Here is a 15,134-nt window from a genome sequence, read left to right on the forward strand (position 1 = left end):
TCGACCCTGCCAGTTAAAAACTGTTACCTATGTGCGTGAACTGATTTGTAACCCATGTGGGTGAGTCATACCCGTGAGACTTTTTGGTTACTTTTGTGTCTTTACAAAAGTGACCCGCTGTAAGAGCGGAACCCTACTCAGCCATCACCCAAATAACGGATATACACCCCGACAAACCGCCATCGCAAACAAGCCAGCTGCAACAGGTGACCAAGTGCAATCAGGTCACCAGCTGGTTGATCTCTATGATCGGCAACAACACCGCCATCACAATCACCAGCACCACCGCCCCCATCACCACGATCATCAGCGGCTCCAGCAACGCCGTCATGCCCATCGCCCGGCGTTCGATATCGCGGGACAAAGTTTGCGCCGCACGCTCAAGCATCGGCGGCAGCGAGCCGGTTTTTTCGCCGCTGGCAATCAGGTGAATCAGCACCGGCGGGAAGACCTTTTCCACCGCCAGAGCAGGCGCCAGGTTAACGCCCTCGCGAACCTTGGCCGTGGCATCGTTGACACACTGGCTGAGGCGGTCATTGGACAAGGTCTGGCGCGCCGCCTCCAATGCCCGCAGCAACGGCACGCCAGCGCCACCGAGAATCGCCAGGGTCGAGGCAAACCGCGCAGTATTGAGCCCCAACACAAAGCGCCCGATCAGCGGCAAGCGCAGCACCCGGCTATGCCAGTTCAAGCGTGCCAGCGGGTTGCGCAGGTACAGGCGCCAGCCCCAAAACCCACCGACAATCGCAGCAAAACACAACCAGCCCCAGGCGCGGATAAAGTCACTGGCATTGAGCATCGCCAGGGTCAGCCCCGGCAGGTCCTGGCGCGCCTGGGAAAACGCGCTGACCACCTGCGGCACCACATAGCTCAAGAGGAAAATCACAATGCCGATGGACACCAACCCGACCACGCCGGGGTAGATGAACGCCGTCATGATCTTGCCGCGCAGGTTGTTACGCTCCTCGATGTAATCGGCCAGGCGTTCCATCACCTGGGCCAGGTCGCCGGACTCCTCCCCCGCCGCAATCAAGGCACGGTAGATCGACGGAAAATCCCGTGGCCGCGCCGCCAGGGCATCGGCCAGACGCATGCCGCCACGCACATCGCCACGCACGGCCGCGAGGGTCTGGGCGATGTGTTTTTTCTCGGCTTGCTCCACCGTGGCACTCAGCGCCGCCTCCAACGGCAGGCTGGCGCCCAGCAAGCTCGCCAGTTGCCGCGTGGCCCAGGCCAGGTCGTTATCCGAGAGTTTGGGCGTGAAGATACTGGCGCCGCCGGCCACCGCTTGATTGCCCTCAATCTGCACCAATAACGCGGTCAAGCCACGGCTGCGCAAGTTGGCAAACGCCGCGCTCTGGCTGTCGGCTTCCACATGCCCGGCTTCGATTTTGCCGCTGGCGTCGGCGGCCTCATAGCGATAACGATTCATCAGGCGTCCCGTGTCACGCGCAGGATTTCTTCGGGTGCGGTGGCGCCGCTGCGTACCCAGCGCTCGCCATCCTCGCGCATGCTGAACATGCCGGCGCGACGTGCAGCCAGGCGCAAATCCTGCTCGCCCGCGCCTTGGTGGATCAGGCCGCGCACAGCGTCATCGACGCAGAACAATTCATGGATACCGGTACGCCCGCTGTAACCGATCTGGTTGCACTGCGCACATCCCACCGGCCGCCAGGTGCCGGGCGCCGCCGGGTCTTGCTGCTTGCAGTGCGGGCACAGGCGTCGCACCAGGCGCTGGGCCAATACGCCCAAGAGTGACGAGGCCAGCAGGAACGGTTCGACGCCCATGTCGATCAAGCGGTTGACCGCCGACACCGCGTCGTTGGTGTGCAAGGTGGCCAGCACCAAGTGCCCGGTCAACGAAGCTTGCACAGCGATTTGCGCGGTCTCCAGGTCGCGGATTTCACCGATCATGATGATGTCCGGGTCCTGGCGCAGAATCGCCCGCAGTGCCAGGCCGAAGGTCATGTCGATCTTGGCGTTGACCTGGATCTGGCTGATGCCGGGCAAGTCGTATTCCACCGGGTCTTCCACCGTCAGGATATTGCTGGTGCTCGCATCCAGCCGCGCCAGGGCGGCGTAGAGACTGGTGGTCTTGCCGCTGCCGGTGGGCCCGGTGACCAGCACGATGCCGTGGGGTTGGCGGATCAAGGTATCCAGGCGCGCCAGCAGCTGCGGCTCCATGCCCAGGGTTTCCAGTTGCAAGCGCCCGGCCTGTTTGTCCAGCAGGCGCATCACCACCCTTTCGCCATGCCCGGTCGGCACGGTGGACACACGAATATCAATCGGCCGACCCGCCACGCGCAGGGCAATACGACCGTCCTGGGGCAAGCGTTTTTCGGCGATGTCGAGTTGGGCCATGATCTTGATCCGCGACACCAGCGCGCCATGCAGCGCTTTGCGCGGCGACACTACATCACGCAAGGTGCCATCGACGCGATAACGCACCACGGAGTGGGTTTCGTAGGGTTCGATGTGAATGTCGCTGGCTTCATCGCGCGCAGCCTGGGTGAGCAAGGCATTGATCATGCGGATCACCGGCGCGCCGTCCTGGGTGTCGAGCAGGTCGGTGATTTCGGGCATGTCCTGCATCAGGCGGTCGAGGTCTACTTCGTTTTCAGCCGCGCCGACCACCGCCGCCGCACTGCCGGTGTCGGCATAGGCACTGGTGAGCAGGCCGTCGAGTTCGTCGTCGCGTACGTGCTCCAGGCGTGATTGGCCAAACTGGCGCTGAACTTCGCTGATCGACCAGCCGGGGGTTGAGGGGCAGACCGTCAGCAACATGCCCGTATCGCTTGGGCGCAGGAGGATGCGCTGGGATTTGGCCCAGACGTAGGGGAGCAAACTCATACACCACCGTACATGTGGGAGCTGGCTTGCCTGCGATAGCGGACTTTCAGCTGAAAAATGTTCAACAGACCCACCGCTATCGCAGGCAAGCCAGCTCCCACAGTTTGATCCTCATACTTCAGGTAGATCACGGCCGCACCTGCGAAACCGGCACCGCCCGAATCACCGCCCGTGGCCCCTGCTGTTGCGCCCCGGGAATGGCCTTCTCCACCGAAGGCAACTGCGGCGCCTGTACGTCCGGCAGCGCCCAACTGTGCTCCGGCTGCAACCCGCCCTGGGCACGGCGCATGAATTCATAGCGGTTCAAAGTGATACTGCGCCCCGCGCCACTGTCGCGAATAATGTAGGGCCGTAAAAACACCATCAGGTTGGTCTTGGTGACGCTGCGCTTTTCATTGCGAAACAGCGCCCCCAACCCGGGGATATCCGCCAGCCACGGCACCGCGTCATTGCTTTGGCTGTAGCCATCTTGCAGCAACCCACCGAGCACCATGATCTGCCCGTCATCCAGCAGAATACTGGTATCAATCGCGCGCTTCTGGGTCACCGTACCCGCGCTCACCGAGGCGCGCGTATCGAGGCTGCTGACCTCCTGGTAAATATCCAGCTTCACCGTGCCGCCCTCGGAAATCTGCGGCCGCACGTTCAACTTGAGCCCCACCTCTTCACGCTGCACGGTCTGGAACGGATTGTTGCTGGTGCCGCCGCCACCGGTGACATAACTGCCGGTGACAAACGGAATGGTCTGCCCGACAAAAATGCTCGCCGCTTCGTTGTCCAGGGTCAGCAGGTTCGGCGTGGACAGCACATTGGTGCCACCCTTGCTCTTGAGGGCGCGGGCCAGCACCTTGAGGTCGAGTACCTTGCCGATGCCCGGAATATCCACACTGCCGTTGACCAAGCCGATATTCAGGCCCTTGGGCAACACATCAATGCTGGTCTTGCCGGTCGTCACCAATCCACTGCCGCCCAGGTTGACGCCGCCAAAACCGCCCTTGCCACCGAGGTTGCCGGCCTGCCATTGCACGCCGAACTCACTGGCATCGTCTTCGCTGACTTCAACGATCAGGCTTTCGATCACCACCTGGGCGCGGCGCTGGTCGAGCATGTCGATGACTTCGCGCAGGTTGCGGTACAGCGGGTCGGGCGCAGAGATCAACAGGGTGTTGGTGGTAGCGTCCGCCTGGATCGTCACACCGCCGGCGCTGAATGCGGTGTTCTGATCGCTCGGCGTGCTGCTGTTGGCGCCGCTGCCCGAATTGTTCGACGGGCCGTAGCCGGACGGTTGCACACCACTGCCAGTGGGCGCGCCGCTGCTGTTCTGAGAATTGCTGCCCTGGCTGTTCTGGGAGCCGCCGCCCATGGAGCTGAGCTTGCCACGCGCCTCATCGCTGACCCCGGACTCGCTCTCGCCGGTCAACAGCCCGCGCAGCGACTGCGCCAGCTTGCCCGCCTGGGCGTTGCGCAGGTACACCACGTGCATATTGCTCGGGTTGCTCTGGGCGTTGTCGAGTTTGTAGATCAGATTGCGCGCCAGCTCCGTGCGCTCGGGGCTGCCGGAACGAATGATGATCGAGTTGGAACGCGGGTCGCCCACCACATTGATCTTTTGCGTCTGGTCGGCACCCTGGGTGTCCAGCAATTCAGCGACCATGGCCGCGATGTCGACGGCAATGCCGTTCTGGATCTTCACCACATCGGTGTCGATGGCGCTGGGCGTGTCGATGCCGTCGATAATCTGCGCCACCCGCGCCAGGTTTTCGGCATAGTCAGTGATGACGATGCTGTTGTTGCCGGGGTAGGCGTTGATCGGGTTGTTCGGCGACACAATCGGACGCAGCACCGGGATCAGGTTGACCGCATTTTCATATTGCAGCCGAAAGGTCCGCGTCTGCATGCCGCTGCTGCCGGCGCTGTAGATCGGCCCGCCGAGCAGCTTGGCATCGGCCTCCGGCACTACCTGGGCGACGCCGCCCACATCCACCACGCTGAAACCCTGCATGCGCAGCGCCGCCAGCAGCATCTCGTAGGCCTGATGCGCCGGCACCTGGCCTTCGCTGACCAAGGTGAGGTTGCCTTTTACACGCGGGTCCACCAGAAATTGCTGGCCGGTGGCGCGGGACAAGGCACGCACCACCGCCTGGATATCGGCATCCACAAAGTTCAGCTGTACCGGCTGGTCGCCCAGCGGGTTGCGCGCCTTGAGCACCGCCGGGGCATGGCCACGGGCGCTGTTGGTCAGCGGGTGCTGCACGCGCGGGGCCGGCGCGGGTTCGCGCTGGCGGTCCAACACGGTTTCGCCGCTGCGCCGCGTGTCGGCCAATGGCTGGCCCAGCTCACTGTCCACCAGCAAAGGCTTGGGTGACTGCGGGTTACTGCACGCGCTCAGGGCCAGCAATAGCAGCGGCGCGACCTTGCGAAAAGGCGCGGAGTTGGGGACTGACCACTTCATGAAGCTTCCTTAGCGCCAAGCGCCTGATCCATGCGAACGGTCCCGGACACAGTGCCGGCCGAGTTGTCGACAGCGTCCTGGGCGCGTTGCAAGCGCGCCTCGGACACTTCCAAAGAAAACGAACGGGGGTTGCCCAGCAGCCAGTCCACCACACGGTCAGCCGGGGCATTCTCCAAGGTCAGCTGCCAGCCGCCGGGGGCCAGCGCCTGCAATTGGTAATGGCCTTGCAGGCCGGCGCCATCGAGGGCTTGGCGCAGCGCACTGTCATCCGCCTGACGCGGCGCCGCGACGCCCTGCAACAGCACCTGCAAGGCTTCGGCCTGTGAGCGCAACTTCGGGGTTTCCGCCTGCCAATAGTCGATTTTTTTAAGCGCCGGCTGAACCAGCACCAGCCAGGTCAACAGGCTCGCCAGCACCAGCCCGGCACCGGCCAACATGCGTTTTTCACGCACCGCCAGGCCAGCCCAGAACCCATGGAATTGGCTGCGCACCTGCTGCCACTTATTCATCGTCGTCCTCCTCCGGGGTAGCGGTGTTGTCTGCCGGCCCCAAGGTCCAACCTTGCTCATCACGGGTCGCGGCAAAACCGGCTTCGGCCAGTGCCGCCTGCCAGTCGCCTTGCGCCGTCGGGCTATGGCTGTCCGCCAACAGGCCCAGGTGCAAACGACCCTGCTCAAAGCTCAGGCTGTCGACACTGCCGACCATAAACGGCAAGTGGCTGCCCGCCAGTTGCAGCAGGCTGGTAAAGCGTTGGCCCGGATCCGTCACCGCGCCGCTCTGCCGCGCTGCCAACTGTTGGCGCACCTGCTGCAGAGGGTTGAGGATCACCGGCAGTTCGGGAAAGGCCTGGCGCACCTGTTGGCTCATCCGTGCCTTCAGCCGCTGGCCTTCTTCAGCCTGGCGGGCGGCGTACAGGTTCAGGCCGACGGTCCAGATGAAGACGGCCAGCGCCGTACAGGCCAGCGCCCTGCCCCAGCCGCCGGACGCGCGCTGATTGAGGTGCCCCTGCAAGCCCCAGGCGGGTACTGCGCCGCTCCAGCGGTGGGCGGTCTCGACCAACCGCACATCAAGGTTTTGATCCAGAGCGTGCTGCCCCAGCGGATGCACGTTGCCCTGGTGGAGGCTATCGCGCGTGAGCAAGTACCCGTCGTCCAGCGCCGCCGTGGCTACCGGCAAGGCATACGGCGCCGGGTACAGGCCGCGCAGCTTGAGCGGCAGCTGCGCCAATACCTGGCCCAGTTGTGCCAGCCCGGCCTTGGGCACCCAGGCCACCTGCACAAGGCCGTCGCTGTCACGCGGGCCGTGGGCTACTTGCATCTGATCGATTGGCCCAAGGATCAGCGCCTGCGCCGCACAGGCCACGGCCGCCGCGGTTTTTGCCGCCGGCAGTGGCGGCAACTCCAGGCTGGTCAGCAGGCTGTCACGCGGGTGCAGGAAGCAATCCACTGCCTGGCGGTGTTGGCCCAACTGCTTCAGGCTGTCGCGGCCTTCGGCGATGACCAGGCCACGGTCCAGCCAGGCAAAGTTCACGGGGCTGTCGAGCGTCAATTGATCGAGTGGCGGCAAGCCGATACGCAAACGTTTCATACGCCCACCCGTGACCAGATCACCTGCGGCTGGCGGTCTTCGGGGCGGTGCAACAACGCCTCGATCGTCACCCGGCGTTGCTCGTGACGGGCCTGGCCCTGCAAGCGGAACCATTCACTGGTGATGCCCACCTGCACCGAATCCATCGCCACTTGGGGCATGCGCAGGCGGTTGACAAAGTCGCCACGGTTGATAAACCAGCGCCCGCTGTCGCGCTCGACCACCAGCGCCTGGGCCTGGGACAGGCTGAGCAGCGGCACCACCGCGCTAAGCACTTCGGCGCTGGCGGTATTGCCGTTGACCCAGGTATTGCCGGGCAGCACGCTGACAAACGCGTGCAGGCGCCGCAGCATTTTCGGGTCGACGCCATCAATAGCGCTGAGGTCATCGAGGCTGCGTAACATCGGGTATTTGGCCGGCAGTCGCTCATCCGGCGCGCCTTTGTGCACAACGCGCTGGTCATAGGAGGCGATCACCCGCTGGCTGATGCGACGGCTCACGGCCGGGTCGACACCGATCAACTGGCATAAGCGCTCGAAGTGCTGCAATTGTTCGTCATCGGGTTGCTGGCGATTGACCAGGTTGCGCAAGTTGAACTTGCCCTGTTCATCCTCCAACCGCCCTTCGAACACACCGCCCTGGGCGCGTGCCCATGGCTGATCGAGGCGGGTCAGCACGTCCTTTTTACGCGCGTCCCACAGCAACAGGCGGCTGTGTTCCAGCGCGCCCAGCAACAGCCATTGGCCCTGCACGCGCTGCTGCTCGGCCTCAAGGCTACGGGTGAAGACGGTCTGGCGCGTGAGCATGGCGCCGGCAATCACCGCCACCACCGCCGCGATCAGCAGGGCGCTGATAATCGCCATGCCGCGCTGCTTCGCCACTGCGGGCGAATGCCTGTTCATGGTGGGCCTTACAACTGCCAGGAGCCGATATCGGCATTCACGCCGTCGCCATCCGGTTTGCCGTCGGCGCCCAGGGAGAACACATCGACCTCACCATTGGCGCCTGGGTTGAGGTAGTGATAAGGGTTGCCCCACGGGTCGTTGGGCAGGCGCTCCAGGTAGGCGCGCCAGTTGCTGTTCTTGGCGTCGGCCGGGCGTTCTACCAGCACTTTCAAACCCTGGTTCATGCTCGGGTAGCTGCCGTGGTCGAGGCGATAGAGTTTCAACGCCTGCATCAGCCCGCCGATATCCTGCTTGGCCGCCGTGGCCCGTGCCTGGTCCGGGCGATCGAGCACTTTGGGCACCACCATCGCCGCCAGAATCCCGAGGATGACCACCACCACCATGATCTCGATCAAGGTGAAGCCACGTTGGCCGCGCGGGCCTGGCAATGGGGACGTTAGGGGCGCGATTTCCATCTCGACATTCCTTGGCTTGGGTGCATTTCGTGGCGCAGTGTTGCAAGAACACATGTCAGTCGTATTGAAAATCCTCGGGAGGTTTGGTCGCTAATCGGTCAACTGCCGGCGCTAGTCTGCGGGCCTGTTTCCCGGCTTTGAGAGCGCCATGTACAGCCGCCGCAAGGAGCAAGGCTTTACCCTGATTGAAGTGCTGGTGGCGCTGGCGATCATTGCTGTGGCCATGGCGGCGGCTGTGCGCGTGGCCGGGTTGATGACCCAGAGCAACGGCCTGCTGCGTGACAAATCCATCGCGTTGCTGGCCGGGCAAAGCCGGTTGGCGGAGCTGCGGTTGGGCGGGCCGCTACGCAGCGGCAAAAAGACCTTCGACTGCGACCAGGGTCGACTCAAACTACGCTGTGAGCAGACCATCAACGCCGAGGGCCGCCTGTTTCAGGTCAGCCTGCTGGTGCTCGATGCCAGCCGCGAAGCGCCGCCGTTGGCGCGCCTGGCGACCCAGGTCATGGCCGAGTGAGTGACGGCAACGCAGGCGCGTCCGGCAACTTGTCGAGGTTGACGCGTAGCTTCTCGCCGCCGCGCTCGATCTCCACACCATCGCCTTCTATCGCGGTCAGCCGCACACCGGGGCTCAAACGCTCGCCAAGCAGGAAGCTGCGCGGCGGCCCATCGTTAAGGCTGAGGATCGCCACCGCGCCACGGGCGCCGGCGAGCACGCCGGAAACCTTGACCTGCAACGCCGAGGGCGCAGTGGCAAACCACTGCAACGCCGGGTTGTCACTGCGCGCCGCCAGCGTCTGGGGCGCAGCCTGGGGCGTGTGGGACTCGGCGGACGTCAGCAGCAACGGCGTCCACACCGCCACCCCGGCCAAAGCCGCCAACAAGGCCAGCGCCTGCACACCGTGGGCGGGCGAAACACGAAGAGCGAATGCCATGAGCGGGACCTCCTGTCTGTGCGTGCCTTTAGCCTACAGGCAAATTCGCACGTTTTTATTTCACAAGCTCACCAGTTGTTCAGGAGTCGGGCGATGAAACAGCAAGGCTTTACCCTGATCGAGTTGATGGTGGTGCTGGTGATCATCGGCATTGCCAGTGCCGCCATCAGCCTGACCATCAAGCCCGACCCGCTGCACCTGCTGCGCAAGGACGCCGAACGCCTCAGCCAACTGCTGCAAGTGGCCCAGGCCGAAGCCCGCGCGGACGGCCGCCCCATCACCTGGCGCGCAGACGCCAAGGGCTTTGGTTTCAACCGCCGCAGTGAGGACGGTTCAGGTATCGAGACCTTCAAGGGAGACAGCCAACTGCGCCCGCGCCCTTGGGAAAACACGCCGATGCAGGTTTCGATCGAACCCGGGCGAGTGCTGGTACTCGACGCCGAATGGATCAGCCCACCCGTGCGCGTGGTGCTGTCCGACGGCCAACACCGCCTCAGCCTGCAACGCGATGCGGCCGGGCTGATGCGCGTGGTGGCGCAGCCATGAAGCAATCCCAGCAAGGCTTCACCCTGATCGAAGTGATGGTGGCGATCATGCTGATGGCGGTGGTCAGCCTGATCGCCTGGCGCGGGCTCGACAGCGTGACCCGCGCCGACCAGCACCTGCAGGCCAGTACCGAACAGACTGAAGCGCTGTTACGCGCGCTGAACCAGCTGCAACGCGATGTCAGCCTGCGCGCCAGCGTGGAACTGAGTGCGCCCGGCCCCACCGAGGACGACACCGCCAAACCTGCCGGGTTAGCCGCCGTGACGGTGCGCAGCTCCGACAGCAAGGGTTTTACACTGGAGGTGATTCGCAGTGCACCGGTGGCCGGCGATGGGCTGCAACGCGTGCGTTGGTGGCTCAAGGGCGACAGCCTGTACCGTGCTGCAGCGCCTGCGCGGGATCGCTTTCCACTGCCGGCGGCCAAAGGCGGGGTGGTGGTGTTGAGTGGGATCAGTGATGTGCAGGTGCGGGTGTGGGAGGCGGACAAAGGCTGGCGGCAGTTGAGTGGCAATCGGCGGGAGGATCCTTTGGGCATGGAGATCAGCCTGGTCAGGCAGACGCCGCAGGGGGTGGAGCGGTATCGGCAGGTGTTGGGGCCGTTGCGCTAGCTTTACTGGTGGGCGGTGTACATGTCCGTTGCTGCGGTAACGGCTGAGTAGGGTTCCGCCCTGACGGCGGCTCACTTTTTGAGGGACCGGAATGCCGACCCAGCAAAAAGTAAGCAAAAAGTCCTCGCCCCAACACTCGGTCAAAGGTGGGAGCGGGCTTGCTCGCGAATGCGGTGGGTCAGTCAATTCAACTGTCACTGACCCACCGCATTCGCGAGCAAGCCCGCTCCCACATTCAGACCGCGTTGCATCAGGTAGATAGGCTGTTGCTTTGCACTTGACCTGGCTCTTGATTCAATCACTCAGGTCGGCTTTCAGGCCGGAGTGCGGGCATGCCGAGCCTAGGCGGCCATGACAAAGCAAATGGATATGCCCCCTCCAGCCCAACCTACGGCTCCCCTTCCCCCGTCTCAAGCCACGCCTTGCTCAAACTTAACAGCCGCGCCAATTCCTCCACATGCACATCCGGCAAACCCCGCAAAAACCAATTGTTCAAACGTTGCGGACTGATGCGCAACCACTCGGCAAACGCCGTCGGAGGAATTTCGCAGGCTTTGAGCGCCACCCGCAGGCGGTGCCCCGAATGTGAAAGACAAGCTGGCTGTACTGCCTGCCCCTGAAGATGCTTTTTGCGGATATTCATGAATGATCGGCTCCCTGCCGTGTTTTTTCCCAGCAGTGACTATAAACACCGCCCGTGTGATTGGGCAGATGTTCAAAGAGGCCGAAAAAACACAACGAGAAGACACCTACAGGCATCGAGGAAAAAATCCTACACAGAGCGCGGGAACGATCTCAGCTGAGCAACACCACCCCACCCGGCAACTCCGTACACTTGGCCCCATACGCATCACGAATCAACAGCGCCACGCCCGCCAGTTGCTGCAAACTGAACCGCGCCTGCACCCGCCGCTGCCCCAGTTCTTTATTAAGCAACACCAACATTCCCGGCCGATAACGATTGATCTCATCCACCACCGTCGCCAACGTCGCGTTATTGAACACCAGCACCTGCTCACGCCAAGCGACTACCGCCTGCGCATCCACCCCAACCGGCTCGCCCACACCGCCCGCGCCATACGTCAGTTGCCGGCCACTTTCCAAGCGCACACTGCGTCCGGAAACCTCCACCGTCAGCGAACCCTCGATACAGGTCACGCACACATTGCGGTCGGTGTTACGCACATTGAACCGCGCCTGCGCCGCACTCACCCATCCTTTGCCGGCCTGCACCTTCAGCGGTTGCGCCAATTGGGCGAGCACTTCGACTTCGCCTTCAAGCAACTCAAGCCCCTGCCCGACCCGGCTGATGCGCGTCTGTGTGTTGAGTTCCAAGCTGACGCCTTCGCTGAACACCACCTGGCGCTGCTCACCCACCTCGGTGCGATAGTCGGCCGTTAACCCGGCAAACCCGCCCGGCACGCCAACACGCACCATCACCACCGCTGCCGTGGCCGCAATGGCCCCGCCAAGGAATGCACGACGCCCAAACTGACGGGACGGTGCCGACTGTTCAGTGGCCGCGCCCAATTGCCGCCACAACAGCTTGGCCTGCTCGAACGCCTGGGCATGCGCCGGGCTTTGCGCGATCCAGGCCTGCAACGCTTTGGCATCGGCCACGGTGGCTCGGCCCGAGGTCAGCAACAGCAACCAATCACGGGCTTGATCATGCACAGGGTCAGCGGGCGATTGCCGAGTGGAGGGGAAGCTGAAAATGTTCAAGCGCGCACATACTCACGGTTTTATCAGGGACTCGACACTAAGACGGTTTTCCGGCCCCGGGACCGAACCGCTGAATCACTTTTCTTTCCAGACGCTTGGCACAGTGGCCCAAGGCTGCCTTGATTTCCTTCTCGACCATGCGCGTGGAGATGCCAAAACGCTGGGAGATTTCCAGGTGCGGCGCTTCTTCCAGACGTGCAGCGATCAGGATCTTGCGTCGGCGCGCCGGCAGTTCATACAGGGCCTTGACCAGGGACTGGATCTCCTTCTGGCCACCCACGACTCGCGAAGGGTCCTGGGCCTCATCGGCGCTTTGCAGCAACTCCTCGACCTCACTGCCGGTGAGCAAGCGTGCATCGGCCTGGCGGCGGTCGGCGGCGATGTTCAGGGCCATGCGGTACAGGTAGGCGTTGGGTTGTTGCAGGTTTGGCGGCACGTCCATGCGGTCGACCCGCAGGTAGGTTTCGTGCAGCACATCATTGGCCAGGTCCTCGGAACCCAGGCGTTTGCGCAGGCGCACCTTGAAGTCTTCATAGGAGGCCAGAAACAAACTGACCATCGCACTGTGCCCGGTGTTTTTCATCCGCCCGTGGCTCCCGTCCCTGCTGTGCATTCCATGCGTATTCCTGTTGTGTCGGGCATCAAAAGTAAAGTCACCGGCTGGCGCAGCGAGCTGGGTGCCGGGCGTTCGACCTGGGTTGCCCCAAGGCCGCGCACCAGTGCTTCATCGCGTTGTTCATCGCCGGTGGAGTTGACCAGCCGGCTGTGTTCAATCATTCCCTGGGCATTGACCCATACCTGCACCAACGCCCGAAAACTGCCGGGCCGGGTCAGTGGCGAACGGCACAGGCTGGCTTCGATCGCCTGTTGCAGCGCGGCGGCGTAACTGTTGTTGATGTGCGCGGTGTTGCGCGCTGACGCTCCCCACAGCGAAGGCGCCGGGGTCGGCGGGACTTGCAGGGTAACCGCATCATCGCGGGCATAACGCGCCATCAGGCCACTCCCGGTCAGCAACAGCGCCAGCGCCTCCTGCGCAGTGAACCGCCCGCGTACAGCGATGGAGCGCCGGCCCCGCGTCAACTCACGGTCGACCAGCACCGCCATCCCGGTGGCGCGGCTGTAGGCATGCAGTGCGTGTTCCAAATCCTGCGCCGGCAGGTCCAGCGTCAGCAGCGGTGGCGCGGCAGTTGCGGGCGTTACGCCAACCAACAGCAACAGCAAGACCAGGGCACCCATGGCGCGCTTCCAGCCTCCCTGTTCACCCTCCACGCGGCATCGCTGCACGGCTGACGTGTCCTTGAAAACCGTCATCCTGAGGCCAGTTTATGAACCTGATGTTACGGTGATAGCAAAAAAAACATCACGGTGACGGCAAGCCCGCTGCACTACACTTTGCAGCACTAATGGCCCCTCCCTGCGGGCCTGCCAGGAGGCTCTGATGAAGCGCTTTTGCACCCTCGCCAGCCTGTTGCTGTGCGCCGCCTTGCCACTGCTCGCCCACGCCGAATCCGCTGCCCAAGGCTGCACGGAAGTGACGGTGGATGGCTACAAGGCGCCCGACTATGGCTGCCTGAGCCAGCAGATGGGCAATGACCCGGACGCGACCAAGGCCGCGCAAAAGAACCGCGAGGCGCAGAACCTCCCGGTACACAAACGGCCGCCAAACCAGGTGGGGTTAGCCACACCGGCGGCGACCAGTAACCGCATGGGCAATACGTTCGGGACGTCGGTCAAACCCCAACGCCCCTGAGCAATCAGGCCAGCGCTGCCGCTGCAGGCGCCACAACCACCGGGCTAGCGCTGGCAACAAAGTCCTCTTTGCGCAACACCACCAGGGCAATCAGCGATACCACACCGGTGGCCACGTAGAAGTACCAGGGCGAGGTGATGTCGCCCGTGACCTTGATCAGCCAAGTGGAGATCAGCGGCGCGCTGCCACCAAACACCGCGACCGGTACGTTATAGGCCACGGCAATCCCGGTGGAACGGATGCGCGTGGGCAGCAACTCACTCATCAGCGCGTAGGTGGATGAGGCGTACAACCCGAACAGGATCGCCACCGCCATCAACGGCGCAAAGAACGACGCCGGCGTGGCGGTAGGCGCCGATTTGAACAGCCAGAACATCGCCAGCGTGGCCAACGTGCCGATCACCATCAGGAACGGCTTGCGCCCGTACTTGTCGGTAAAGGCGCCGCCAAACGGCATTACAAATGCCGCCGAGAAACTGGCGACAAACACATAGAGCAAGGTAGTGCCGCTGTCGAACTTGAGGATCTTGGCCATGTAGGTCGAGGCGAAGGTCAGCACCAGATAGAAGATCGAGCTGTGCAAGGTGATGATGAAGAACACCAGGGCGATGGCGCGCTTCCACTGCCAGACTTCGCGCAGCGGCGCGCGGGAGGTTTGCCCGGCGCGTTGCAGGGCCAGAAACTCTGGGCTGTCTTCGAGCTTGAGGCGGATGTACATGGAGATAAAGCCCAACGGCGCTGCGATCAGGAACGGCACGCGCCAGGCCCATTCCTGCATCATCTCGGCGCCCAGTATCCAGGTCATGCCGTTAGCCACGGCGCCACCCAGCAGCAGGCCGAGCACGGCGGTGACCATCAGCCAGCAGGTGGCAAAACCACGGCGGCCGGGGCCGGCGTATTCAGAGATAAAACTGGTGACGGTGCCGATTTCGCCGCCCGCCGAGAAGCCCTGTACGCAGCGCACCAGGATCAGCAGGATTGGCGCGGCAATGCCAAGGGTCGCGTAAGTGGGCAACAGGCCCAGCATTACAGTGGAGCCGGTCATCATTACCAGCGCCATGATCAGGGTTTTGCGCCGGCCGATCTTGTCCGCCAGCGGGCCGAAGAACAGCCCGCCCAGAGGCCGGATAAAGAAGCTCAGGGCGAACGCCGCGAAACTGGCGAGCAGGCTGGTGGTGGGGTCATCGGAGACGAAAAACGCCTGGCCGATGTACACGGCGAGAAAGCCGTAGACGCCGTAGTCGTACCACTCGATCAAGTGGCCGGAGGTGGCACCGAGAAATGCACGGCGGCGCTTGCGCTGCGTGTCTTGCGCTGTATTGCCCAT

Annotated in this window: 17 protein-coding genes; 4 read left to right on the forward strand and 13 right to left on the reverse strand. The window is 63.3% G+C overall.

Translation table 11 applies throughout. The features are described 5' to 3' along the window. Window positions 1-220: 220 nt before the first annotated feature. The 7 genes from gspF to gspG all read right to left on the reverse strand — a co-directional run bounded on the left by gspF (window position 221) and on the right by gspG (window position 8,249). The gene (gene gspF, locus K0H48_RS10670; protein WP_219267428.1) at window positions 221-1,432 is read right to left on the reverse strand and encodes a type II secretion system inner membrane protein GspF; all 1,212 of its coding nucleotides are present in this window, start codon (window positions 1,430-1,432) and stop codon (window positions 221-223) included. Next, complete coding sequence (gene gspE / locus K0H48_RS10675; protein WP_219267429.1) at window positions 1,432-2,850, reverse strand: type II secretion system ATPase GspE; 1,419 nt, start codon at window positions 2,848-2,850, stop codon at window positions 1,432-1,434. Before gspE ends, gspF begins: the two co-directional genes overlap by 1 nt. A 127-nt stretch (window positions 2,851-2,977) precedes the next feature. Further along, window positions 2,978-5,302, reverse strand: coding sequence for a type II secretion system secretin GspD (gspD, locus tag K0H48_RS10680; RefSeq protein WP_219267430.1), 2,325 nt, complete (start codon window positions 5,300-5,302; stop codon window positions 2,978-2,980). Beyond that, window positions 5,299-5,811, reverse strand: a complete 513-nt coding sequence (gene gspM / locus K0H48_RS10685) for a type II secretion system protein GspM (RefSeq protein ID WP_219267431.1) — start codon at window positions 5,809-5,811, stop codon at window positions 5,299-5,301. Before gspM ends, gspD begins: the two co-directional genes overlap by 4 nt. After that, complete coding sequence (gene gspL / locus K0H48_RS10690; protein WP_219267432.1) at window positions 5,804-6,889, reverse strand: type II secretion system protein GspL; 1,086 nt, start codon at window positions 6,887-6,889, stop codon at window positions 5,804-5,806. Before gspL ends, gspM begins: the two co-directional genes overlap by 8 nt. Beyond that, on the reverse strand, window positions 6,886-7,791 hold the full coding sequence (gene gspK, locus K0H48_RS10695) for a type II secretion system minor pseudopilin GspK (protein WP_219267433.1): 906 nt from the start codon (window positions 7,789-7,791) through the stop codon (window positions 6,886-6,888). Before gspK ends, gspL begins: the two co-directional genes overlap by 4 nt. A gap of 8 nt (window positions 7,792-7,799) precedes the next feature. After that, on the reverse strand, window positions 7,800-8,249 hold the full coding sequence (gene gspG, locus K0H48_RS10700; RefSeq protein ID WP_017139656.1) for a type II secretion system major pseudopilin GspG: 450 nt from the start codon (window positions 8,247-8,249) through the stop codon (window positions 7,800-7,802). Window positions 8,250-8,397: 148 nt separating this feature from the next. On the opposite strand from gspG, the gene gspI reads away from it, so the two are divergent. Beyond that, window positions 8,398-8,763, forward strand: a complete 366-nt coding sequence (gene gspI, locus K0H48_RS10705; protein ID WP_219267434.1) for a type II secretion system minor pseudopilin GspI — start codon at window positions 8,398-8,400, stop codon at window positions 8,761-8,763. Here gspI and K0H48_RS10710 read toward each other — a convergent pair. Continuing rightward, a complete protein-coding gene (locus K0H48_RS10710; protein WP_138815072.1) occupies window positions 8,750-9,181 on the reverse strand; it encodes a type II secretion system protein N in 432 nt (143 codons plus the stop codon). The two genes, gspI and K0H48_RS10710, sit on opposite strands and share 14 nt — an antisense overlap. Before the next feature lie 93 nt (window positions 9,182-9,274). Here K0H48_RS10710 and gspH point away from each other — a divergent pair, with 93 nt between their 5' ends. Both gspH and K0H48_RS10720 read left to right on the forward strand, forming a co-directional pair. Further along, window positions 9,275-9,727, forward strand: a complete 453-nt coding sequence (gspH, locus tag K0H48_RS10715) for a type II secretion system minor pseudopilin GspH (RefSeq protein ID WP_138815071.1) — start codon at window positions 9,275-9,277, stop codon at window positions 9,725-9,727. Further along, on the forward strand, window positions 9,724-10,335 hold the full coding sequence (locus K0H48_RS10720; protein WP_219267435.1) for a prepilin-type N-terminal cleavage/methylation domain-containing protein: 612 nt from the start codon (window positions 9,724-9,726) through the stop codon (window positions 10,333-10,335). The genes gspH and K0H48_RS10720 overlap by 4 nt, the downstream gene beginning before the upstream one ends. 388 nt (window positions 10,336-10,723) lie before the next feature. On the opposite strand, the gene K0H48_RS10725 is transcribed toward K0H48_RS10720, so the two are convergent. The 4 genes from K0H48_RS10725 to K0H48_RS10740 form a co-directional block, all read right to left on the reverse strand. After that, window positions 10,724-10,978, reverse strand: coding sequence for a hypothetical protein (locus tag K0H48_RS10725; RefSeq protein WP_219267436.1), 255 nt, complete (start codon window positions 10,976-10,978; stop codon window positions 10,724-10,726). Between the two features lie 152 nt (window positions 10,979-11,130). Further along, the gene (locus K0H48_RS10730; protein WP_219267437.1) at window positions 11,131-12,057 is read right to left on the reverse strand and encodes a FecR domain-containing protein; all 927 of its coding nucleotides are present in this window, start codon (window positions 12,055-12,057) and stop codon (window positions 11,131-11,133) included. A gap of 37 nt (window positions 12,058-12,094) precedes the next feature. Continuing rightward, the gene (locus K0H48_RS10735; RefSeq protein ID WP_038841783.1) at window positions 12,095-12,640 is read right to left on the reverse strand and encodes an RNA polymerase sigma factor; all 546 of its coding nucleotides are present in this window, start codon (window positions 12,638-12,640) and stop codon (window positions 12,095-12,097) included. Further along, window positions 12,637-13,293, reverse strand: coding sequence for a secretin and TonB N-terminal domain-containing protein (locus K0H48_RS10740; RefSeq protein ID WP_219267438.1), 657 nt, complete (start codon window positions 13,291-13,293; stop codon window positions 12,637-12,639). Before K0H48_RS10740 ends, K0H48_RS10735 begins: the two co-directional genes overlap by 4 nt. Before the next feature lie 202 nt (window positions 13,294-13,495). Here K0H48_RS10740 and K0H48_RS10745 point away from each other — a divergent pair, with 202 nt between their 5' ends. Next, window positions 13,496-13,807, forward strand: a complete 312-nt coding sequence (locus K0H48_RS10745) for a hypothetical protein (protein WP_219267439.1) — start codon at window positions 13,496-13,498, stop codon at window positions 13,805-13,807. Between the two features lie 4 nt (window positions 13,808-13,811). Here the strand turns inward: K0H48_RS10745 and K0H48_RS10750 are convergent, their stop codons facing one another. Next, window positions 13,812-15,134: an MFS transporter gene (locus tag K0H48_RS10750; RefSeq protein WP_219267440.1), complete on the reverse strand. Its 1,323-nt coding sequence runs from the start codon at window positions 15,132-15,134 to the stop codon at window positions 13,812-13,814.

It is taken from the genome of Pseudomonas sp. Xaverov 259 (assembly GCF_019352915.1).
In the GTDB taxonomy this organism is placed as follows: Bacteria; Pseudomonadota; Gammaproteobacteria; order Pseudomonadales; family Pseudomonadaceae; genus Aquipseudomonas.

Excerpts from the sequence above, each read along its gene's own strand:
- gspF (WP_219267428.1), bottom strand. The coding sequence starts at position 1,432 with ATGAATCGTTATCGCTATGAGGCCGCCGACGCCAGCGGCAAAATCGAA.
- gspE (WP_219267429.1), bottom strand. The coding sequence starts at position 2,850 with ATGAGTTTGCTCCCCTACGTCTGGGCCAAATCCCAGCGCATCCTCCTG.
- gspD (WP_219267430.1), bottom strand. The coding sequence starts at position 5,302 with ATGAAGTGGTCAGTCCCCAACTCCGCGCCTTTTCGCAAGGTCGCGCCG.
- gspM (WP_219267431.1), bottom strand. The coding sequence starts at position 5,811 with ATGAATAAGTGGCAGCAGGTGCGCAGCCAATTCCATGGGTTCTGGGCT.
- gspL (WP_219267432.1), bottom strand. The coding sequence starts at position 6,889 with ATGAAACGTTTGCGTATCGGCTTGCCGCCACTCGATCAATTGACGCTC.
- gspK (WP_219267433.1), bottom strand. The coding sequence starts at position 7,791 with ATGAACAGGCATTCGCCCGCAGTGGCGAAGCAGCGCGGCATGGCGATT.
- gspG (WP_017139656.1), bottom strand. The coding sequence starts at position 8,249 with ATGGAAATCGCGCCCCTAACGTCCCCATTGCCAGGCCCGCGCGGCCAA.
- gspI (WP_219267434.1), top strand. The coding sequence starts at position 8,398 with ATGTACAGCCGCCGCAAGGAGCAAGGCTTTACCCTGATTGAAGTGCTG.
- K0H48_RS10710 (WP_138815072.1), bottom strand. The coding sequence starts at position 9,181 with ATGGCATTCGCTCTTCGTGTTTCGCCCGCCCACGGTGTGCAGGCGCTG.
- gspH (WP_138815071.1), top strand. The coding sequence starts at position 9,275 with ATGAAACAGCAAGGCTTTACCCTGATCGAGTTGATGGTGGTGCTGGTG.
- K0H48_RS10720 (WP_219267435.1), top strand. The coding sequence starts at position 9,724 with ATGAAGCAATCCCAGCAAGGCTTCACCCTGATCGAAGTGATGGTGGCG.
- K0H48_RS10725 (WP_219267436.1), bottom strand. The coding sequence starts at position 10,978 with ATGAATATCCGCAAAAAGCATCTTCAGGGGCAGGCAGTACAGCCAGCT.
- K0H48_RS10735 (WP_038841783.1), bottom strand. The coding sequence starts at position 12,640 with ATGAAAAACACCGGGCACAGTGCGATGGTCAGTTTGTTTCTGGCCTCC.
- K0H48_RS10740 (WP_219267438.1), bottom strand. The coding sequence starts at position 13,293 with ATGGGTGCCCTGGTCTTGCTGTTGCTGTTGGTTGGCGTAACGCCCGCA.
- K0H48_RS10745 (WP_219267439.1), top strand. The coding sequence starts at position 13,496 with ATGAAGCGCTTTTGCACCCTCGCCAGCCTGTTGCTGTGCGCCGCCTTG.
- K0H48_RS10750 (WP_219267440.1), bottom strand. The coding sequence starts at position 15,134 with ATGGGCAATACAGCGCAAGACACGCAGCGCAAGCGCCGCCGTGCATTT.